This window comes from Alicyclobacillus contaminans DSM 17975 (assembly GCF_000429525.1).
Classification (GTDB): domain Bacteria; phylum Bacillota; class Bacilli; order Alicyclobacillales; family Alicyclobacillaceae; genus Alicyclobacillus_A; species Alicyclobacillus_A contaminans.
The window spans coordinates 38,715-59,512 of record NZ_AUCA01000021.1; the positions used below are offsets into that span (position 1 = coordinate 38,715).

The 20,798-nt window shown below is 59.1% G+C and carries 16 protein-coding genes, 1 pseudogene, 1 riboswitch and 1 other annotated feature; of the genes and pseudogenes, 6 read left to right on the plus strand and 11 right to left on the minus strand.

Annotated elements, in window-relative coordinates:
- Positions 1-459 (plus strand): helix-turn-helix domain-containing protein, encoded by a 459-nt coding sequence (locus tag G463_RS0109355; protein WP_026974959.1) that lies wholly within the window; start codon positions 1-3, stop codon positions 457-459.
- Positions 460-465: 6 nt separating this feature from the next.
- Here G463_RS0109355 and G463_RS23815 read toward each other — a convergent pair whose 3' ends face one another.
- On the minus strand, positions 466-3,072 hold the full coding sequence (locus G463_RS23815) for a transglycosylase domain-containing protein (protein WP_051322139.1): 2,607 nt from the start codon (positions 3,070-3,072) through the stop codon (positions 466-468).
- 212 nt (positions 3,073-3,284) lie between these two features.
- Positions 3,285-3,559, plus strand: a binding site (T-box leader).
- 94 nt (positions 3,560-3,653) lie between these two features.
- Here G463_RS23815 and ileS point away from each other — a divergent pair.
- On the plus strand, positions 3,654-6,779 hold the full coding sequence (gene ileS / locus G463_RS0109365; protein WP_035486549.1) for an isoleucine--tRNA ligase: 3,126 nt from the start codon (positions 3,654-3,656) through the stop codon (positions 6,777-6,779).
- A gap of 274 nt (positions 6,780-7,053) precedes the next feature.
- On the opposite strand, the gene ribH is transcribed toward ileS, so the two are convergent.
- The 5 genes and pseudogenes from ribH to G463_RS24025 form a co-directional block, all read right to left on the minus strand.
- Positions 7,054-7,527: a 6,7-dimethyl-8-ribityllumazine synthase gene (ribH, locus tag G463_RS0109370; protein ID WP_026974961.1), complete on the minus strand. Its 474-nt coding sequence runs from the start codon at positions 7,525-7,527 to the stop codon at positions 7,054-7,056.
- A 108-nt stretch (positions 7,528-7,635) separates the two neighbouring features.
- Positions 7,636-8,826, minus strand: coding sequence for a bifunctional 3,4-dihydroxy-2-butanone-4-phosphate synthase/GTP cyclohydrolase II (locus G463_RS0109375; protein WP_026974962.1), 1,191 nt, complete (start codon positions 8,824-8,826; stop codon positions 7,636-7,638).
- A gap of 47 nt (positions 8,827-8,873) precedes the next feature.
- Positions 8,874-9,539 carry a riboflavin synthase gene (locus tag G463_RS0109380; RefSeq protein ID WP_026974963.1) on the minus strand — a complete coding sequence of 222 codons (666 nt, stop codon included), beginning with the start codon at positions 9,537-9,539 and terminating at the stop codon, positions 8,874-8,876.
- On the minus strand, positions 9,521-10,663 hold the full coding sequence (ribD, locus tag G463_RS0109385; RefSeq protein ID WP_026974964.1) for a bifunctional diaminohydroxyphosphoribosylaminopyrimidine deaminase/5-amino-6-(5-phosphoribosylamino)uracil reductase RibD: 1,143 nt from the start codon (positions 10,661-10,663) through the stop codon (positions 9,521-9,523). Before ribD ends, G463_RS0109380 begins: the two co-directional genes overlap by 19 nt.
- 159 nt (positions 10,664-10,822) lie before the next feature.
- A riboswitch (FMN riboswitch) is annotated at positions 10,823-10,974 on the minus strand.
- 118 nt (positions 10,975-11,092) lie between these two features.
- Positions 11,093-11,272: pseudogene (locus G463_RS24025) on the minus strand (GNAT family N-acetyltransferase); the annotation flags it as partial.
- Positions 11,273-11,765: 493 nt separating this feature from the next.
- On the opposite strand from G463_RS24025, the gene G463_RS0109400 reads away from it, so the two are divergent.
- The gene (locus tag G463_RS0109400) at positions 11,766-13,643 is read left to right on the plus strand and encodes an APC family permease (RefSeq protein WP_026974966.1); all 1,878 of its coding nucleotides are present in this window, start codon (positions 11,766-11,768) and stop codon (positions 13,641-13,643) included.
- Between the two features lie 213 nt (positions 13,644-13,856).
- On the opposite strand, the gene epsC is transcribed toward G463_RS0109400, so the two are convergent.
- The gene (gene epsC, locus G463_RS0109405; protein ID WP_026974967.1) at positions 13,857-14,723 is read right to left on the minus strand and encodes a serine O-acetyltransferase EpsC; all 867 of its coding nucleotides are present in this window, start codon (positions 14,721-14,723) and stop codon (positions 13,857-13,859) included.
- Positions 14,724-14,830: 107 nt separating this feature from the next.
- On the opposite strand from epsC, the gene G463_RS0109410 reads away from it, so the two are divergent.
- The gene (locus tag G463_RS0109410) at positions 14,831-15,256 is read left to right on the plus strand and encodes a Fur family transcriptional regulator (RefSeq protein WP_026974968.1); all 426 of its coding nucleotides are present in this window, start codon (positions 14,831-14,833) and stop codon (positions 15,254-15,256) included.
- Positions 15,257-15,338: 82 nt separating this feature from the next.
- On the opposite strand, the gene G463_RS0109415 is transcribed toward G463_RS0109410, so the two are convergent.
- On the minus strand, positions 15,339-16,631 hold the full coding sequence (locus tag G463_RS0109415) for an Nramp family divalent metal transporter (protein ID WP_026974969.1): 1,293 nt from the start codon (positions 16,629-16,631) through the stop codon (positions 15,339-15,341).
- A gap of 193 nt (positions 16,632-16,824) precedes the next feature.
- Here G463_RS0109415 and G463_RS0109420 point away from each other — a divergent pair, with 193 nt between their 5' ends.
- Entirely contained in the window at positions 16,825-18,204 is a 1,380-nt protein-coding gene (locus G463_RS0109420) for a dipeptidase (RefSeq protein ID WP_026974970.1), read from the plus strand.
- 130 nt (positions 18,205-18,334) lie between these two features.
- Here the strand turns inward: G463_RS0109420 and codY are convergent, their stop codons facing one another.
- Both codY and G463_RS21725 read right to left on the minus strand, forming a co-directional pair.
- Entirely contained in the window at positions 18,335-19,117 is a 783-nt protein-coding gene (gene codY / locus G463_RS0109425; protein WP_026974971.1) for a GTP-sensing pleiotropic transcriptional regulator CodY, read from the minus strand.
- A gap of 173 nt (positions 19,118-19,290) precedes the next feature.
- The gene (locus tag G463_RS21725; RefSeq protein ID WP_026974972.1) at positions 19,291-19,935 is read right to left on the minus strand and encodes a class I SAM-dependent methyltransferase; all 645 of its coding nucleotides are present in this window, start codon (positions 19,933-19,935) and stop codon (positions 19,291-19,293) included.
- A gap of 125 nt (positions 19,936-20,060) precedes the next feature.
- Here G463_RS21725 and G463_RS0109435 point away from each other — a divergent pair, with 125 nt between their 5' ends.
- Positions 20,061-20,492 (plus strand): cation:proton antiporter domain-containing protein, encoded by a 432-nt coding sequence (locus tag G463_RS0109435; RefSeq protein ID WP_026974973.1) that lies wholly within the window; start codon positions 20,061-20,063, stop codon positions 20,490-20,492.
- 75 nt (positions 20,493-20,567) lie between these two features.
- On the opposite strand, the gene G463_RS0109440 is transcribed toward G463_RS0109435, so the two are convergent.
- Positions 20,568-20,798: integrase core domain-containing protein (locus G463_RS0109440; RefSeq protein WP_026974974.1), on the minus strand; the 231-nt coding region annotated here is incomplete at its 5' end.

The window sequence follows — 20,798 nt, forward strand, 5'->3', positions numbered from 1 at the left end:
TTGAGCCTTGGGGAAACAATTGCCTCACTGCGGAAGGCGCATGGCTGGACGCAGGCTCGACTGGCGGCGTTGACCGGTATATCGTCCAGCGCCATCGCCATGTACGAAACCAACCGGCGTCATCCGGACGCACAGGCATTGGCAAAATTGGCGGAAGTGTTCGGCGTCAGCACGGCTGATCTGCTGACATCCTCCTCTGCCAACCAACCACAGCCAAAGCCTCAGCCGCAGCCCAAAACGTCGGCCACCGCGCCCCCGGCATCTGACCATGCAGGCCCCATCACGGCCACGGCAGGCAGCACCACGTTTCAACTCAGTCGCGAAGAGGCGCGCGTCATCCTGTTCTTACGGATGAATCCGCGCGCCCGGGCCTTTTTTGAATCCTACATGCTATCCGATGACAACAGGCGTGCGCAGTTGGAGCGCACATGGAAGATCATCAACGACTTTCAACCGTAGTCCGGATCACTGCTGCCCCGGCCCCCCGGTTGTGTTGCCGGCGTTTCCACCGGGTGTGACGGGATTGATGGTGTTGCCAGTTCCCGTCCCCTGATTCGTGCCTCCGGCACCTCCGGCACCTCCGGCATCTCCGGTTCCTCCGGAACCCCCTGTGGTGGGTTGACCACCCGTCCCGGTCCCTCCAGTACCGCCGGTGGGACCACCGATCCCAGGCGAAGTTCCGCCGGGGCCGGGAGAATTCACCGTGCCGCCGCCGACTGTGCCCGAAACGTTACCCGTGGTGTTGCCGACGGTATTTCCCGTGTTTCCCAAACCGCCCGCTCCCTCGGTCTGTCCCGGGAGCGTCTGGGTGTCATTCTGCAGGGTCACCGTCTTCGAGACCGACGGCGTCAACACGTTCCCCGAACTGTCCACCGCCTCCACCACGTACGTGTAGGTCATGCCCGGCTGGACCGATCCGTCCGTGAGCGTCAACTGGTTAGTCTCTCCAATCACCGTGTAGTTTGGATCATTCGGTCCCGTGGGCGCCGGCGGCGTGCTTCCCGGCGGGTAGCCGGCGGACCGCTTGACGATAAAGTTCACCTGTCCTTGCATGGTCGACGTCCAGGCCAGCTCGAGGGCGTGAATCGTCGCGTCCCACTGGAGGGTCAGGCCGCTGACCGGCGTCTGCGTTGGCTGGGTGGACGTGGTCGTATCTCCGCCAAAGTTGAAGTGCTGCGGCGTCTCTCCCGCCGTGGCCAGTCGCGCAATGTCTCCGAAAATCTTCGCGCACTGCGCCGATGGCGTTCCGGTCAAGTGATGTTCCGCGTCCGGGTTGTCGTACGCGATGTAGATGGAGCCTACCATATTCGGCGTATAACCGTCGAACCAGGCGTTCTTGATCCACTCCTGGTGCGCACCGTTCAACGTCGCATCGTACTGAATGGTCCCTGTCTTCCCGGCAACATCCCATCCAGGCACCTGAGCGTTGGTCCCGGTGCCGTATTGCACAACGCCTTCCAACATCTGCGTCATGGTGGCCGCAGTCTGAGCGGACACCACGCGCTTGGCGGCCGGTTGATAGCTGTAGATGGTCTCGCCGGCGGCGTTCACCACTTTGTTGATCAGGTGAACCTGTTCCTGCACCCCGCCGTCCGCGTACACCTCGTACGCCGCCGCCATCTCCATCGGGCTCACCGCCACCGTCCCGAGCGCATTGGCCAACCCATTTTGTCTGTCAGCGTCCGTGAACGTCAGCCCGAACCGCTCGGCGTACGAAATGGCGTTGTCCAGCCCCACCTGCTTCAGCAGCCAGACCGCCGCCACGTTCTGCGACGTCGCCAGGGCGTACTTCATGGTCGGGTGCGCCGGCGCACTCGCTCCGTCATCGTTTCTCGGCGTATACGGGTTGCTGCTCGTTCCGAAGTTCTGCGGCGTATTGTCGAGGATGGAATCCGGTCCCCACTTGCCGCTGTCCACCGCAGCGCCGTATTCCAAAATCGGCTTGATGGAGCTGCCCGCCTGTTGCTTCGCATAGATTCGGTCATAGCCGCGATACGTGAAACCCTGTTTGCGGCTGCCCGCCCCGCCGAGAATTCCTCCGGTCGTCGGATCCACAAACAGCGCCGCGCCCTGCACCACGGTGCCGCTGGTGGGGCCGGGGAAGTCACCGTTGTAGTTGGTGCTCCAGAAGACCTGGTCGATGGCCGACTGGACCTTCGGGTCCAAGGTCGTGTAGATCTTCAAGCCACCCTGCAGCAGCTCTTCCGTACTCACGCCGATGTTGCTGTTATCGGCGTAATCAAACAGGAAATTCGTGAACAGCGGATGCGTGTCCCACGGATCTCCCGGCTCCGAGTGATACGTCAACTTCCCAATCGGCTGCTGTTCCGCTTCTTTCGCCGCCGCCTCCGTGATGTACCCGTATTTCGCCATTGCCTCCAGCACCTCGTTGCGGCGCTTGAGCGCGGCCTGCGGATGCTTGATGGGATCATACGCCGACGGTGCCTGCGGCAGCCCCGCCAGCAGCGCGGCTTGAGCCAGCGTCAATTGGTCGGGGTTCTTGGCGATGTCAATGCCGAAGTAGTGATACGCGGCCTGCTTGACCCCGACGCTGTTCTCGCCGAGGAAGACGCGATTGAGGTACATCGCGAGAATCTCTTCCTTGGTGAAGTACCGGTCAATCTGCACGCCGAGCACAATTTGTTGAAACTTGCGGGAGAACGTCTTCTTGTCGGTCAGATAGACAATCTTCGCAAGCTGTTCCTGAATGGTGCTGCCCCCCTGCGCGTAGCTGCCCGACCACAGGTCCACGAACGCCGAGCGCAGCAGCCCTTTGATATCGATGCTCGATCCGTCCCAATAGTTGTGGTCCTCAATTGCCACCACTGCGTTGCGAAGGTTGGCGGGGATTTGGTTGTACGACAGGTCATCCGCCCCCTGCGACGCGATGGTCATATACACGTTGCCGTTGCGGTCGTACACTTCCGTCGGCTGACTGGTCCTCGTCAGCTTCGAGGCGTCAAACGGCGTCAATTCGACCGCGGCCACGAACACCACGACGAATAGCACAATCGCCGCCACAATCAGTAGAAACGAACGAAGAAACAACTTCCGCCAAATGGTCTTGGTCATGTAATGTCACCTCATGTACAGACATCCCACCCGGACCGCCGTCAGGCGGTAACAGCGGCCACTATGGACATAGTACGTGTTCTGCGGACAGAAATGTAGGGGTGTTTTCCGAACGTTTGCTGACGATTTTTCCGTGACATCGTAGCAAATGGCTGGAAAACTTGAGCTTGACGCCGGTTTTTGCTACACTGTCAGGCAGATCCGAATTGACGTGAAAACCTTGGAAAAGGTCGAGTAACAGCCAAACGCGCTGGTCCAGAGAGTGGGGGATGGTGGAAACCCATCCAGCCGAGGCTGCGAAAATCCCCTTGGAGGTGCCTGTACAACCTTCGTCGATGGCGAAGCAGTAATGCAGGTCGGGACTCTCCCGTTACAGAGAGGCGGACGACGGCAAGTCGGAATGCGGCATGCACTTCGTCCGGCAGATGGAGTGCAACCTTTGTTGCGCTAAGTTGGGTGGTACAGCGGGATGACACTCGCCCCTTCGCGGAGGGGCGGGTTTTTCTTTTGAGCGAACGGCGCGCAACGCCTCGCGCTCCCGACAATCCGCAAACATGTCCAGTATCAGGAGGAGAGACAGGATGGCGCTCAAACGCGTGGACGCCAAAGAATCCGCACGAGAACGCGAACAGCGGGTTCTGTCGTTCTGGAAGGAACACAACGTCTTTCAACGGAGCGAGCAACAGCGAGAAGGCAATCCGGAATGGGTGTTTTATGAAGGGCCGCCGACCGCCAACGGCAAGCCCCACCCCGGCCACGTGCTGACACGGGTCATCAAGGATGTGTATCCGCGTTACCGGACCATGAAGGGATATCACGTGCAGCGCAAGGCCGGATGGGACACCCACGGTCTGCCAGTGGAAATCGAGATTGAAAAGAAATTCGGCATCAGCGGGAAGAAGCAGATTCAGGCGTTCGGCGTGGAGCGGTTCATTCAGGAGTGCCGCAACAGCGTGTTCACTTATGAAGAGATGTGGCGCAACATGTCCGAACGGCTCGGCTACTGGGTAGACCTCGACAACCCGTACATGACGCTCTCCGACGATTACATTGAATCGGTGTGGCACCTGTTGAAACAAATCTTTGACAAAGGCTACCTGTACAAAGGACACCGTGTGAGCCCGTACTGCCCGCACTGCGAGACCACACTCTCCAGCCACGAGGTGGCGCAGGGCTACAAGGACGTCAAAGACCTTTCCGTCACGGCGAAATTCCGTGTGCTGAACGGAAATGTGGATGGCCGGACCACGTATATCCTGGCCTGGACCACAACGCCCTGGACGCTGCCGTCCAACGTGGCGCTGGCCGTCCATCCCGACTTGGAATACGTGCTCATCCACAGCACCGCGCACAACGAGAACTACTGGGTGGCCAAAGACCTGCAGCACAAGTTCCTGCAGGAAGGCGACGCCATCCTGGAGACCAAGCGGGGACGGGACCTGGCGGGCATCTCGTACGAACCCGTGTTCCCGTACGTCAACTCGCTGCCCGGCAAGAAACACGTGGTGATTCTGTCCGGCCACGTCACGGCGGAGTCTGGCACGGGCATTGTCCACATGGCTCCCGCGTTCGGTGAGGACGACTACCGCGTATGCCGCGAGAACGACATGGTTTTCTGCAACTTTGTCGACCTCACGGGCCACTTCACCGAGGACGTGACGGAGTTCGCCGGCCGCTTCGTGAAAGACGATGCGACCAACGTGGATATCGTCAAGTACCTGGCAAGCCACGGGACGCTGTACGACAAACACCGCCACGAACACGCGTATCCGCATTGCTGGCGCTGTGACACGCCGTTGCTGTACTACGCGATTGACAGCTGGTTTATTCAGACCACCGCGGTCAAACAACAGATGATTGAGAATTCCCGGGGCGTCCATTGGATTCCGGAACACATCCGGGACGGACGCATGGGCAACTTCCTGGAAAACATGATTGACTGGAACCTGTCGCGCAGCCGCTACTGGGGAACACCGCTGCCCGTCTGGGTGTGTAATCAGTGCGGGCACCAGCACTGCGTCGGATCGAAAGCGGAACTCCAATCGTTGGCCGGCAAGCTTCCGCCGGAACTGCACAAACCGTACATTGATGAACTCACCTGGTCGTGCGCGTGCGGCGGCACCATGCAGCGGGTGCCGGAGGTGATTGATGCGTGGTTTGATTCCGGCAGCATGCCGTTCGCGCAGCTGCACTATCCGTTCGAGAATCAGGACGAGTTCAAGCGGCGCTTCCCGGCGGATTACATCTCTGAAGCCATCGATCAGACGCGCGGTTGGTTCTACAGTCTGCTCGCCGTCTCGACGCTCGTCACGGGTCAGGCGCCGTACAAGAACGTGGTCGTCATGGGACACGTGCTGGACGAGGACGGAAAGAAGATGTCGAAGTCGAAGGGGAACGTGATTGATCCGTTCGAAGCCCTGGACATGCACGGCGCGGACGCGCTGCGTTTCTACTTCCTGTCGAACACGCAGCCGTGGAATTCACAGCGCTTCTACCACAAGGCGGTTGCGGAGAGCAAAGGCAAGTACATCGACCTGCTGCAGAACGTGCACGCGTTTTACGCGCTGTACGCGGATATCGACGGGTTCAATCCGAGTCAGCATCAGGTGCCGGTCGCGGAACGGCCGCTGATGGACCGCTGGATGCTGTCCCGCCTGCATGAGACGATTGCGCGCGTGGACGCCTGCATCGAACAGTACGACGCCACCACCGCTGCGCGGACACTCCAGGATTTGGTCACGGACCTCTCAACCTGGTACGTGCGCCGCAACAGAGATCGATTCTGGGCGAGCGGCATGGACAAGGACAAGACGGCGGCCTTCCTGACGCTGTACGAATGCCTGTCCACCATTGCCCTGCTGACGGCGCCGCTGACGCCGTTCATCGCGGAAGAACTGTACCAGAATATCGTGCGGTCGGCTTTCCCTGAATCGCCCGTGAGCGTACACCTGTGTGACTTCCCGAAAGCCAATCCGGCGTACGTGGACAAGGACCTGTTGGCGGAAATGGCGGATGTGCTGAGCGTGGTCGAGGCGGGGCGGCACCTGCGAAACGAAGCGAAGATCAAGACGCGCCAGCCTTTGTCCAAACTGTACGTTCCAGTGGACAAACAGGCCGTGCTGGAAAAGTTCCGCGACGTGATTGAGGACGAACTGAACGTGAAGGCCATCGCCTTCGTGCATCTGCACGAGGTTGCGACACCAGAGCTGTATCTGAACCTGAAAGCGGTCGGACAGGCGTATGGAAAACTGGTGCCCGTGCTCAATCAGGCGGCCAAACGGGCGACGCCGGAACAGATTCAGGCGTTCATGGAACACGGTGAAGTGGAACTGGAAGGGAAGCCCATCACGCGGGAGCACGCGGAACTCCGTTATCACCCGAGTTTCCCCGGCGTGATTGAGGTATCCGGCCGCCTATTCGTGGGACTGAACACGGAACTGACGAACGAGTTGGTGGAAGAAGGGTACGTTCGTGAATTGATTTCCAAGATGCAAATGATGCGCAAAGAAGTCAATTACAACGTGACCGACCATGTCACGTTCGCCGTATCCGGAGACCCTCTGGTGCTGGACATCCTCCGCCGCAACGCGTCTCACATTCAGAATGTGGTGTTGGTCCGCGAGTTCATTTACGGCGAGAGCACCGGCGACCTCACCAAGGACTGGGATGTGAACGGCAAGTCGGTGACGATGACGGTGAAGCGGTAATGTGAGAAGCCCGGTGTCCGCGGACCCCGCCGGGTCCCGAACACCGGGTTTTTTGTGCGCCCAGGCATCAGTAGCCCGCTGCGCCGTAGGGCACAGCACGAAGATGATGAGGAACACGACCGCCCAACGCGTGTACCCACCGAACGCTCCGTACATGACATCACCCCCTCCGTTGGTCATGGAACAGCCTATGCGTTCTCATGTCCGATGGAAGGGGTGTTTGTCTTCGCCACGGAATGGCGCCGTACCGAAGCATCTCCCAGAACGAGCCGCCTCAGCCCCGCAGCACTCGCGCCAAGTTCGCCATCTCAATCGCCGTGGTGGCCGCTTCCCAGCCTTTGTTGCCCGCTTTCGTACCGGCCCGTTCAATCGCCTGCTCGATGGTGTCCGTGGTCAGCACTCCGAAAATGGTCGGCGTGTCGGTGGTCAAGGACAGGGTCGCCACTCCTTTTGCCACCTCGCTCGCCACATAATCAAAGTGCGGGGTCGATCCGCGAATCACCGCCCCCAGCGCAATCACAGCGTCATACTGCCCGGAGACGGCCATCTGTTTGGCCGCAAACGGAATCTCAAACGCGCCCGGAACCCAGGCGACCGTCACATCCTCCTCCGCTGCACCATGCCGCTTCAACGCGTCCAGCGCGCCGGACAGCAGCCGGGACGTGATGAATTCGTTAAACCGCCCCACCACAATGCCTATCTTCAATCCCTGCGCAATCAGATGCCCTTCCAATGTACGTACGCCCATTACAGCCACTCCTTTCGCGCGAAGCGCGTTGTTGATTGAATTCACGCCGCGTGCGTCCCGCCCCCAGTGACCACCGGTGACGGCGGCTCACACAGCGCTCTGCCGTGGTCACAGATGCAACAGATGCCCCATCTTCTCTTTCTTCGTCAATAAATATCGCTCGTTGTGCGGATTTCTCTCCACTTCCAACGGCACGCGTTCCACCACCGTCAGACCGTGCCCCTCAATGCCTCGGACTTTCCTCGGGTTGTTGGTCAACAAACGCATGCTGCGCACGCCAAGGTCGTACAAAATTTGCGCGCCAATCCCGTAGTCGCGAAGGTCCGGCGGAAATCCCAGCTGCCGGTTGGCTTCCACCGTGTCCGCCCCCTGCTCCTGGAGCGCATAGGCGCGAATTTTGTTCAGCAAGCCAATGCCGCGGCCCTCCTGCCGCAGGTAAAGCAGCACGCCTTTCCCCGCGGCCTCAATCTGCCGAAGCGCCGCGTGCAGCTGCGGTCCGCAGTCGCAGCGCAGACTGCCGAAGGCGTCGCCGGTCAGGCATTCGGAGTGAACCCGAACCAGCGTTGGCGCACCGTCCATCTCTCCCTTGACGAGCGCGATGTGCTCCTTGTCGTCCAACTGGTTGGTGTAGACCACCGCGCGAAACGTTCCGAACGCGGTCGGCAATTCCGCCTCCGCCGCCCGCTCCACCAAGACCTCCGTCCGCTTGCGATACGCAATCAAATCCGCGATGGAGATGATTTTCAAACCATGCGTGCGCGCAATGTGCTCCAACTGCGGCAAACGCGCCATCGTACCGTCCTCGTTAAGCACTTCGCAGATCACCCCCACCTCCGGTGCTCCGCACAGCCGAGCGAGATCCACCGCGGCTTCGGTGTGACCGGCTCGGCGCAGAACGCCGCCCGGTTTTGCAATCAACGGGAAAATGTGCCCCGGTTTGCGGAAGTGCTCCGGCCGGCTATCCTCCGCCACGATGGCTGCCACCGTCTGTGCACGCTCAATGGCGGAAATCCCGGTGTGGGTTGCCGCGTGATCAATCGACACGGTGAACGCTGTGCCGTAGCTGTCGGTGTTATGCTCGACCATGGCTGAAAGCCCCAGACGCTCCGCCCGTTCGGCCGTGATGGGCACGCACAGCAGGCCGCGGCCGTGAGTAATCATAAAGTTGATGACCGACGCATCTGTCCGGCTGCCAAGGGCGACAAAGTCTCCTTCATTTTCGCGGTCCTCGTCGTCCACGACGATGACCACCTTGCCCTGCCGCAGATCCGCGAGCGCCTCTTCTATCTTGTTCAACACGTCCATCCCTCCCTGTTCACGCCTCCCGTGCTCGGTCGTCCCCTCCGTTAGGCGAATCCGTACTTGCGCAGGGTCTCCAGCGAGAGGCCTCCATCGCCGACCGAGTCACCTTCGTTCACGGGCGTCCTTGTGGAAAGAAGTTTCTCCACATACTTTGCGACCATATCGCATTCCAGGTTCACACGCTGGCCTTCCCGCGCAGCGGCCAGTGTGGTGTGCACGCCGGTGTGCGGAATGATGGAGAGACGAAAACTGGTGTCCGCCACGTCCATCACGGTCAGGCTGACGCCATCCACGCAGATGGCCCCTTTTTCCACCACATAGCGCATCAAGGGTCTCGGGGCCGAAACCGTCAGGATGGTCGCCAGCCCTTCGGGGCGCACGGCGCGAATGGTGCCCACGCCGTCCACGTGGCCCGACACCAGGTGGCCGCCCAGTCGGTCTCCGACCCTGAGGGCCCGCTCCAAGTTGACGGGCGCGCCCATCGCCAGACTCCCCAAATTGGTTCGGCGCATCGTTTCCGGCACGGCATCCACCACAAAGTCGGACTCAGAGAACGTCACCACCGTCAAGCAGACACCGTTCACCGCAATGCTGTCGCCGACCTGAACATCGGTCAAGATTTTTTGGGCAGCGATGCGGAGATGCGCGCTTCGCTGTTCCCAGACCACCGCACTGAGTGTTCCCACTTCTTCTACGAGTCCTGTGAACACGCCGTTTCCTCCTCCCGCTCCCACGGGTGGCGCAGCCATCCGGTCACGCGCAGATCCTCTCCAACAACGCCCCATTCGACATCCTTGAGTTGCATCGCTTCGCCCATGGACGCGGGCACGGGGCCGGATAACGCGGAAATGCCCTGTCCCAACAGTTTGGGCGCCACGTAGTACACGACCTTGTCCACCATTCCCTGCGCCAACAGCGACGAGACCAAAGCCTGCCCGCCTTCGACCAACAGGCTGGTCAGCCCCCGTCGCCCGAGGTCCGCGAGCGCGTCTTCCACCCGCACGCGTCCCGCCTCGTCTGCGGCCACCGGCACCAGTTCCGCGCCGGCGGCTTCGAGGGCGGCCGCCCGCTGCGGATAGGTGTCCCGCGCCGCGGCCGTACAGTACACCAGCACCTCTCCCGGTTGCCGCAGGAGGACGGCGTCGGCGGGCATTCGCAGCGTCGAGTCGAACACCACGCGGCACGGTTGATGTGCGGGCACTTCCGAATCGCTGCGGACGGTCAGTCGCGGGTTGTCCGCGAGCACAGTGCCAATGCCCACAGCGATGGCCGCAACTTGCCGACGCAATGATTGCACCTCCGCGCGCGCCGCCGGTCCGGTGACGTATTGGCTGTGCCCGGTTGGCGCGGCAATCCGCCCGTCCAACGTCGCCGCGCACTTCCAGATGACCAATGGCCGGCTCCATCTCCGCCACGTCAGATAGGCTGCATTTTGCCGGGCGGCCTCCGCTGCCAGTACACCCACGTCCACCGTGATTCCGGCTTCCCGAAGCCGTTGAATGCCCGCGCCGGACACTGCCGGATTTGGATCTGTGAGAGCAACCACCACGCGGCTGACCCCCGCCTCAATCAGGGCGTCGCAACACGGCGGAGTTCGTCCATGGTGACTGCACGGTTCCAGCGTCACATAGACGGTGGCGTGAGCTGCCCGATGTCCCGCCATCCGCAGGGCATGCACCTCGGCATGCGGGGTCCCCGCCTTCAGGTGTGCGCCGAATCCAACCACTTCTCCCTGCTGTACCACCACAGCTCCCACCACCGGATTGGGTGCGGTCTGCCCCTGCCCGGCTTCGGCAAGCCGCAGCGCCATTCGCATCCATTGTTCGTCGTTCATGGCACACCCCCGCTGTACAGCAAAGCCCCGAAGCAGATGCTCCGGGGCACAGCAATCCGAAATTGACACGTGCGTCTTTTCGCGTATGGACCGTGGAGCGCCACCCGTACAAAGATACGCCCAACCGTCGGCTCCACACTCGCCAAGCCGGTGTCGCATTCCATCCTTCTTTCATCCGGACTATACCGTCGGCACTGGATTCTCACCAGTTCGTGCCGCATCGCTGCGGCTCGTGGGCTTCGCATCGCACAGGCGTGCGTCACCACCGATCGGGAATTGGCACTAGGCCTCACCCTGCCCCGAAGGAATTATCGATTCAATTGGATTCATCATATACAATGCGCGAGGCACAAGCAAGCAAACGTCCCTGTCAACGCCTGCGACGCCGCCCACTGGTCAGGACATCCTGTCATACTCCGGAACCCCGGGCCAGAGCGCGAGCGCCTCCGTGCCATATCCCCCATTCCAGTACGACGGCGTGTAGATGACAATCCCGACCTCCAACCACAGGGATTCCCGGTGTTCCCAGTAGTACGACACCGTGCCAATCACTCGGTCTTCCGGGGTTGCGTTGGCCCAGCGAGCGCAACCAAGCAACCGATGTCTCCGCGCTTTGCCAAGACGTTTCACATTCATGACAAGACTACCACATCCCGGCATATTTCTGAACGTTTGCGCGAGAGGTTCCGTGCGGTCAGCCCGCATAGGTCGCCCGGATTGCATCGCGCATCGGGATGTCGCGGAATTTTGGGTATAATTCTGACCCTGGCTGCACACACTTTACACTGAAAAAAGGCATCCTCGTACCTCGAAGACGCCAATCGGCATGCGCAGGTGCGAGGAGGGCCTTTTACTTGTTTACCAGCAGAGAAAAGCCACGCTTGAGCAAGCTACGCGGATTGCTGTTATGATTCAGCGCCGCCGCTGCGAATACAGGCTGGAATTCCACGCGAATGGTCATTGCGCGGCAAAAAACGCCATTGCAGGTCACCTTCTGTGTAAGCTACAGTTTTTCCGTTATCCATACCAGAGAACGGGTGGCGGTTTATTTCGAAAAGCCGCTGGACCCGACAATGTTGCGAGGACTGGAGACTGAGAAACCGTGCACACCCTGAAACGTTGGATTTTGGGCCGACCCTTGAAGACGAGGGAAAACCAGCATGTGAAGATTGGCGTGTTACGGGGCATGGCCATCATGACACCGGATGCGTTGTCCAGTGTCGCGTACGCCACGGATCAGATGGAAATGATTCTCGCCATCCTCATCGGGGCAGCCAGTGCGAAAGCGTACATCAGCAACGTTCTGGGCTATTCTCTGCTGGGGACGTTGCTCATCATCGGGCTGGCCTTTTTGCTGTTTTTCGCATATCGGAATATTATTCAGTATTACCCGATGGGCGGCGGCGCCTACTCCATCGGCATGAATTCTCTGGGAAAAATATGGGGGCTGTCCGCGGCGGCCACGTTGATTGTGGGGTACACCCTGACCGTCGCCGTCTCCATTGCCGCCGGCGTGGACGCTGTGGGCCCCGTGCTTCCCTTCGTGGGTCATCACAAGCTTTTGTTCAACGTGCTGCTGACGCTGGCGATTATGATTGTCAACTTGCGTGGAACCGGGGAGTCAGCCAATGTCTTCGTCCCCTTCACGTACCTGTTTGTCGCCAGCATCGTCCTGATTGGCATCACGGCCATCGTGAAAGGCCTGATGGACCCAGCGTCCATTCACGTTCCAAGCGCTGCGGGCATGCAGGCAGTGCAGGGCATGTCGCTGTTCCTGTTTCTGAAAATGTTCGCCAATGGATGCAGTGCGCTGACCGGCGTGGAGGCTGTCTCCAACTCGGTTCCGGTGTTCAAGGAACCATCGGCCAAGCGGGCCCAGTACACACTGCTGGTGCTGGTATGCACGCTGTCCGTCCTGTTTCTCGTGGTATCCGGTGTCGCGCTGGTGCATGGGTTAACCTACAATCCGGAAGTGCCGCTCATCAACCAGGAGGCCATGCAGCTGTTTGGCACGCACGGCGTGGGCTACGCGCTGACGGTCGTGGTGTCGCTGGCCACCATGTGCATCCTCATCATCGCGGCCAACACGGCGTTCACCGGTTGTCCCGCCCTGTGGTCGACCATGGCTCGGGACGGCTACATGCCGCGATGGATGCTGCAGAAGGGCGATCGGCTCGTGTACAGCAACGGCATCGTCTTTCTGACGGTGATTTCCCTGTTGTTGACCATCGCTTTTGACGCGAAAGTGAACCGGCTGATTCCGCTGTATTCCGTCAGCGTGTTTTACACATTCTCCATTTCGCAGATGGGAATGTTCGTACGCATTATCCGTGAGCGGAGAAAAAACTGGCCCGTCAAATCGCTGTTCACGCTGTTCGGCGTGCTGATGACCATGGCCGCTTGCCTGACGTTCCTCATCACGCGTTTCTTCGACGGCGCATGGCTGGTGTTGGTGTGCATTCCGCTGATGGTTGTGATGTTCGTGAAGGTGCACCAACACTACGAGGAAGTTCGCGCACAGTTGAAATACGATTTCTCTGAACCGCTGTGCACCGAGGAACCGGGGATTACCATCGTCCCCATTGCGTCTGTGAACAAAGCGTCGGTCAACGCGCTGCGGTACGCTGCGAGCAACTTCAAGAACGTCATCGCAGTGACGGTCGTCACCAGCGATTCGGAAGCAGAAATGCGGCGCATGACCGATAAGATTGAGCAGGATTGGGCTCGTCTGCAGACGGATATTCGCCTGATTGTCATCCACTCGCAGTACCGTGCCGTCGCGAAGCGGTTGCAGCGATTTGTTCAATACGAATTGAACCGATACCGACCGGAAAACATCACCATCGTCATACCGCAGTTCATCACGCACAAATGGTGGCACAAACTCCTCCACAACAAGACGGGCGGCCTGTTGATGGCCTGGCTCGTGTTGAACCAATCGGTCAAAGTGGTGGCCGTGCCGTACCGACTGAGCAAGTGAACATTTCTGTAACCGAGACCTGCCGACAAACGGCAGGTCTCGGTGTATTTCTGGCGCACCAAGTGCTCCATCACCGAGAGAATGGAAGAAACACGACGGAGACCACGGCCAACATCTGCCGCAGTCTCCGCCGTGAATTGAGCGCCATCGGACGAGTGGCAACGCCTCGCCCGGGCACACTCTGCACAGCCAGCCAAGGTCGAGGGTTCAGCCTCAGCGACTCCGCTTGGTGGTGACCACGCTTTCCGTCTGATAAATCACCTTGGAATGCGGTGGCACGCTCTCCGTCACCCAGGCATTGCTGCCGATGACGCTGTCGTGCCCTATCACCGTATCCCCACCCAGCACCGTGGCGTTTGAGTAGAGAATGACGTTGTCTTCCACCGTCGGGTGACGCTTGGTCTTGCGCACCATGAAGCCGGCTTCGTCGCGCGGAAAGAACAGCGCGCCGAGCGTAACCCCTTGATAGATCTTCACATTGTTCCCGACCACTGCCGTCTCGCCAATGACAATACCGGTTCCGTGGTCAATCATAATGCCTCGGCCGAGCGTGGCGCCCGGATGAATTTCAATCCCCGTCAATCGATGCGCGTATTCCGTCATCATCCGCGGCAGCAGCGGTACGTCCAACTGATGCACAACGTGGGCAATCCGGTACACCATCAGCGCAATCAGCCCCGGATACGTAAGGATGATCTCATCGTAACCGGTCGCGGCCGGATCTCCGTTGTAGGTGGCCACAATGTCTTCGTACATCAACTGTTGCAGCGTCGGAAACCACTGAATCACCTCATCCGCCTTTTCCTCGGCGAAGCGGGCGGAGTCAGGGGTGGAGTCCTTCTCAAAGCAGGCCTGATAGACTGCGCGGTGAATCTGACTGGCCAGCACGGCGTGCAGTTTATCAATGCACTCCGAGACTGTCGCCGTCTCGCTGGGCTTGAAATAATTTGGAAACAACACCCAGCGAATGGCTTCAATCATGCGTTCAATCTGACTGGTCTCCGGATGGCAGGAACGCCCGGGAAACCAATCGCGACTCTGTTCCTGCAATTTGCGGGCAATCAAGTCCCGGTTCGGCACCGCTCATTCTCCTCCCTTGGAGCCTGCTGCGACGCACCATTTGACACGCCGCGTTCCAGGAGTGTAGATTGCAGATGAGGTCTCTGACTGTACAAGGAGGGGTGACGATGGACAAACAGACCATTGTGAAGCTGCTGCATCAGCAGAACTTCCGGCTCACCAGAGAGCGAGAAGCCCTGCTGGATCTGTTTGTTCAAAGCGACAAGATGTACACCCCGGCGCAGTGGCATGCGCTCGCCCAACAGGCGAACGTGCAAATTGGGCTAACCACAGTATACCGACTGCTTGAAGTGCTGACAAAGGTCGGCTTGGCGACCCCTTTTCTTGTTGAGGGTAGCATCTACTACGCGTTTTGTGAAGGCCACCATCATCACCATTTTGTGTGCTTGCAATGTCATGCGGTGGAGGATCTGTACGAGTGTCCAAACATCCCGTCTCCCCCGCAAGGGTGCCGCATTGAACAGCACAAGTTGGACCTGTTCGGCACCTGCGAACAGTGTCAGCAAAAAAAATCCCCGTATTCCCACCACTGATCCGGAACACGGAGAATTATGACCAAATCCACACACGTCACCCCATCGCGGACGCATCCTGCGCCGTCCACAGAGGCGGGTTTCACACGCTCATCCACAGATACACGCCATTGAGCGCCAGGATGCAGCACGCAATCACCAACGCCAGCGCGGTCATCCACCGCGCGTTGACCAATCGGCCCATCACGGACCGGCGGCTGGTGAAATAAATCAGCGTGATGACCGGCGCCGGCAGTGCCAGACTGAGGACCACCTGGCTCAATACCAACGTTTGCGTGGGATTGATCCCCATGGCCACCACAATGACCGTCGGCAGCATGGTGACCACCCGCCGCACCCAGACGGGAATCTGAAAGCCCACGAAGCCCTGCATGATGAGCTGCCCCGCCATCGTGCCAACGGCCGAACTCGACAAGCCGGACGCCAGCAGGGAGATCAAGAACACGGCGGACGCGGCGCCTCCGAGGAGCGGCGTCAACGTATGGTACGCCACGGTAATGTCGGCAATGTCCGTCTGACCGTGATGGTGAAACACCGATGCCGACATGTACATGATGGCCATATTCACCAGCCCTGCGCCGACCATGGCCAGCACCACATCCAACCTCTGATACCGGTAAATCCGGACCGTTTCGTCGGCTGTCCTCGACGGAACCCGGTTTTGCGTCAGTCCGGAATGCAGGTAAATGGCATGGGGCATCACGGTTGCGCCAATGATGCCGACTACGAGCATCACGCTGTCGTGATTGCCAATCCACGGAGTGACCGCGTGAATGGCTACCTCCGACCAATCCGGTCCCGAAAATATCGTCTCCAGCAGATAGCAGAGCGCAATCACCCCGAGCAGTGCTCCGATGAACATCTCAATCGGCCGAAACCCGAGCCGATCCATCGCCAAGATGGCCATCGTCGCCAGCGCCGTCACCAGAGTCGCCATCAGCAGCGGGATGTGACACAGTAAATTCAGGGCCAAACTGGCGCCGAGAAACTCCGCCAAATCGGTGGCCATGGCGGCAACCTCTGAAATGATCCAGAGGATGACGTTGACCCAGACCGGGAAGTGCTCTCTGCACAGTTCCGGCAGGTTCCGCCCCGTGGCGATGCCCAATTTGGCCGACAGATTCTGCAGCACCATCGCCATCAGATTGGCAAGCACCACCACCCACAACAACTGATATCCAAATTCCGATCCGCTCTGGATGTTGGTGGCGAAATTGCCCGGATCGACATACGCTATCGCCGCAATCAGCGCTGGCCCGAGAAACGGCAGAACCGACTTCAGCCCCCGCTGCCTGCCGTCGAGCACGCGCTGCGCCTGGGCCACCGCACGCAGATCCGCCCGGCGTGGACGCGGCGTTGTCGTTGCTTGGCTCATCCGCTCCCCCCTCCCTTCACGCAAAGATTATCCATAGGCAACATTTTTTCGTTCGAGACAATTTGTTTCCCCAGGGAAACTTTTCTGCATTCATTATATGACACGGACGCGCAAAAGTGAATGGAAAGTGCAGGGCGGACGATGGGCGTCAAGGTGTATAATGAGTTGATAACGTGACGAAGGAGGTCCGAACATGGCCGATTACGACCAGTACCTGCGCGAACATCGCAATCAACACCTGGAAACTCTCTTCACTTTTCTCCGTTTTCCCAGTATCAGCACCTTGCCTGAACACGCGGACGACGTTCGCCGGTGCGCTGAATTTTTGGCAGATCAACTGCGCCAGCTCGGATTTGAGCACGTGTCATTGATGGAAACTCCGGGTCACCCGGTGGTATACGCCGACTGGTTGCACGCTCCTGGAAAACCGACCGTTCTGGTGTACGGACACTACGATGTACAGCCGGTCGATCCGCTCGAACTCTGGGACACACCGCCCTTCGAACCGACGGTACGCGGGAATCAGTTGTACGCGCGCGGATCGAGCGACGATAAGGGCCAGGTGTTCATGCATCTGAAAGCGTTCGAAGCGTTGTGGAAAACCACTGGATCTTTGCCGGTCAACGTGAAGTTCTGCCTGGAAGGCGAAGAGGAAATCGGAAGCCGACACCTGCCGGCCCTGTTGGAACAGCACAAGGACAAGTTTGCCGCAGATATTGTGGTCATCTCCGACACCACCATGCTGGGACCCAACCAACCGAGCGTCTGCTACGGTCTGCGCGGATTGACCAGCCTGCAAATTGATGTGAAAGGTGCCAACACGGACCTTCACTCCGGACTCTACGGCGGCGGTGTCCAAAATGCCGTACACGCGCTCGTGCAACTGTTGGCTTCGCTGCACGATCCGGACGGCCGCGTGCTGGTGGAGGGCTTTTACGATGAGGTTGTTCCCCTGACTGCGGATGAACGCGAGGCGTTCCGCGCATTGTCGTTTGACGAGGACAGACTGGCGAAGGAATTGGGCGTCCCCGAACTGTTCGGAGAAGCGGGCTTCAGCTATCTGGAACGGACATGGGCGCGGCCCACACTGGAAATCAACGGGGTGTACGGTGGATTTCAGGGCGCCGGCACGAAGACGGTCATCCCCAACGAGGCCCACGCCAAAATCACCTGCCGCCTCGTCCCCAACCAAGATCCGGTGCGGATTCAGTCCCTCATCGAACAGCATGTCCTCGCCAACTGTCCGCCGGGTGTCACGGTCGCGGTGCAGCGGTTTGACGCGGGTCGGCCCTACGTTACACCCTTCCACCACCCGGCCATCCAATGGGCGGCCAAAGCGTACGAGCAGGCGTACGGCGTGCCCGCGGCCTTCACGCGGATGGGCGGATCGATTGGCGTGGTAGAAACGTTCGACCGTGTGCTCAAGGCGCCGGTGGTCCTGATGGGATTTGGACTCAGCGACGAAAACTTCCACGCGCCCAACGAGCACTTTTCCCTGGACAACTTCGACAAGGGCCTGCGCGTTCTCTGCAACTACTGGCTGGGATTGGACGCGGCGCTGCAGCAGGGATGAACCCAGCGAATCCGCAGCGCCAATGCGTAAAGGGTGCGGAACTGCCTGTTCTGCACCCTTATTCTGTAGGTATGCATGTCAGCGAAAACGGGCGGTTGCGGGCCGTTTCTGGCAACCCGTCGGCGGCGTATCAGCGCTCGAACTGACGCTGAATTTCTTCCTCCACAAACGGGTTCAGTACGCGCAAATGCGTTCCTTTCATGCCCAATGAACGGCTCTCAATCGTACCCGCGCTCTCCAGCTTGCGAATACTGTTCACGATGACCGAGCGGGTCACGCCGTGTTCATCGGCAATCTGACTGCTCACGACAATTCCGTCCGGCGAGTCCTTCACCGCGTCCATCAGATACTTCGCCGCCTGCAACTCGGAAAAACTGAGCGAATCCACCGCGAGGTGGGCCAGCGCACGCAACCGGCTCTCTTCTTCCTTATGTTGTTGGCGCGAATGAACGATTTCCAACGCGACAATCGTCGCACTGTACTCGGCGAGCACGAGGTCTTCTTCATCAAAAGGACCTTTGGTTCGCGCAAAGACGAGCGTTCCCTGCCGCTCACGCCCTGCAATCACAGGGACAATCGTGATGTTCTTGGAGCGGAACGACTCGTTCTCTTCAGGAGAAAAGACGTAGAACGCCTCTTTGTCCTCCAAATTCGCCACCGTCTGCTCAATGCGCAGCAGATGCTTGTTGAAATCCCCCGGGAAGCGTTCTTCCACCGTCAGAATGTTGACCCATTCCTCGGTCAGCGCGTGCTCGTGCACACCGTATCCGAGAATCTTGCCTTTGCGCCCGACGATATATACGTTGGATTCCATCATCTTACTGAGAAATTGGGCGATGTCATTGAAATCCACATGATGACTCGAAGTTCTCAAGATTTGCCCAAGTTCCTGCACTTTTTGCAGCAGTTTCACAACATCGACTCCTAACCCTGCGTTTTCATTTGTTTGTCATTGTCCATCCCCAGGTGTATAGGCCGCACCGCCCACGACATACTCTATCACATTCTGACGAGCGAACCCACCTTCGTACTTTCAAACATTTTATAACTTTTATCTTTAGTGTGTCCAAAATACCGAGCGAATTATCACCCACGCTTGATAATCCGCGAGACCAGTACCAGCCCATGCATGAGACGCAGCGATTCGGTGACCTCCGCCCGAAGCGCCGCGACCTGTCTGGAAAGTCCGGCCTCATCTACGCCACCGTGTCTGGCGGCTGCCGTGGCGAACGCCAACAGGCTCTCCCGGTCAAAGTCGCGCAGCCGCGCTTCGTCGCAGTATTGTTGCCCTGTCCAGGGATTTAGGGAGACCGACGGATTGAGCAAAATGACTTCCCCTCCCGGTTTCACCACACGGATGAATTCGGACAGCGCCAGTTCCGGGCGGCGCAGCAGAAACAGCAGATTGACGCAGATGGCCTTGTCGAAGTGATCGTCGCTGAACGGCAAGTTGAGCACATCGCCAAGCACGAAATCGGCGTTGTCCAGTTCATGGTCTTCGGCGTTCAGCCGCGCCCTCTGCAGCATGGGTTCATCCGCGTCCAACCCGGTCACCCACCGAACGCGCTGTGCCAACTGCAACAAGAACCTTCCGGCGCCACAACCCGCGTCCAGCACCACGTCGCTATCGCGCAACCCCACCCAGTGAATCAGCGTGCGCTGCAAATCCAGCTGCCATTCCACCTGTCCCAGCATATCGAAAAAGTCGACCGCATCCTTCGCCCCGTACATTCCATTCTCCTCCCATCCACTCATATGGTTGTCCACAATCACATATGGATGATGAATAACATGTGAAAGAGACAACCACGCCCGGCCCAGCGCAGGAGGTATCGTCCGATGAGCGGCACCGTTGAATGGTTTCTCTGCATCCTGGCCGCGTCGTTCTTTTTTCCGTCGCCCTCAGCCATATCCCGTTGCTGCGGGTGCCCACCGCAATCGGCTACCTACTGTTTGGCGTGATTCTGCAGGCCGACCCCATGCCGCTTCCGACGGAATTCATGCATCTGCTGTCCACTCTTGGCGCCATCGGTCTGTACGTCCTCATGTTCATTTCCGGTCTGGAAATCGATGTAACGCGCACACACGTCCGGTCCGACAGCGGAGTTCCACTCCTGCGTGTGGCTCTGTTCATGTTCTGCGCCACGTTGCTGCTCAGTTTTTCCGCGTCCTGGGTTTTGGTGCACGCCGCTACAGTGGGCGCCAACCCGTGGATGCTCACGCTGCTGTTCGCCACATCTTCACTCGGCGTCATCGTCCCGGTCCTCGAAGAAGCGGGCGCGTATTGAACCCCACATTGTCAAGACAGATGGGATGGCTTTTAAGAAAGAGATGATAGATTTACAATTCAGATAAAAACCGTCTCACGCTGCGTTCTGTTGCATTTTCCAGTTTCTGAATTCCGACGGTGACCGATAACCTAGTGCGGAATGAGGTCGGTCCGTGTTGTAAAAGTGAATGTATGACTCGATCGCCGCTTTCGCCTCGGTAAAGCTGCTGTATTCTTGCAGCCAGACCTCCTCCTCCTTCAGCGACCGGAAGAATCGCTCGATGTATCCGTCAGCATCGGGGTTGTTGTAACCCGTCCGCTCGTG

What these genes read in the sequence shown, in the direction of transcription:
- G463_RS23815 (WP_051322139.1), bottom strand. Translation starts at nt 3,072, where the DNA reads ATGACCAAGACCATTTGGCGGAAGTTGTTTCTTCGTTCGTTTCTACTG.
- ileS (WP_035486549.1), top strand. Translation starts at nt 3,654, where the DNA reads ATGGCGCTCAAACGCGTGGACGCCAAAGAATCCGCACGAGAACGCGAA.
- ribH (WP_026974961.1), bottom strand. Translation starts at nt 7,527, where the DNA reads ATGGGCGTACGTACATTGGAAGGGCATCTGATTGCGCAGGGATTGAAG.
- ribD (WP_026974964.1), bottom strand. Translation starts at nt 10,663, where the DNA reads ATGAACGACGAACAATGGATGCGAATGGCGCTGCGGCTTGCCGAAGCC.
- G463_RS0109410 (WP_026974968.1), top strand. Translation starts at nt 14,831, where the DNA reads ATGGACAAACAGACCATTGTGAAGCTGCTGCATCAGCAGAACTTCCGG.
- G463_RS0109415 (WP_026974969.1), bottom strand. Translation starts at nt 16,631, where the DNA reads ATGAGCCAAGCAACGACAACGCCGCGTCCACGCCGGGCGGATCTGCGT.
- G463_RS0109420 (WP_026974970.1), top strand. Translation starts at nt 16,825, where the DNA reads ATGGCCGATTACGACCAGTACCTGCGCGAACATCGCAATCAACACCTG.
- G463_RS21725 (WP_026974972.1), bottom strand. Translation starts at nt 19,935, where the DNA reads ATGTACGGGGCGAAGGATGCGGTCGACTTTTTCGATATGCTGGGACAG.
- G463_RS0109435 (WP_026974973.1), top strand. Translation starts at nt 20,061, where the DNA reads ATGGTTTCTCTGCATCCTGGCCGCGTCGTTCTTTTTTCCGTCGCCCTC.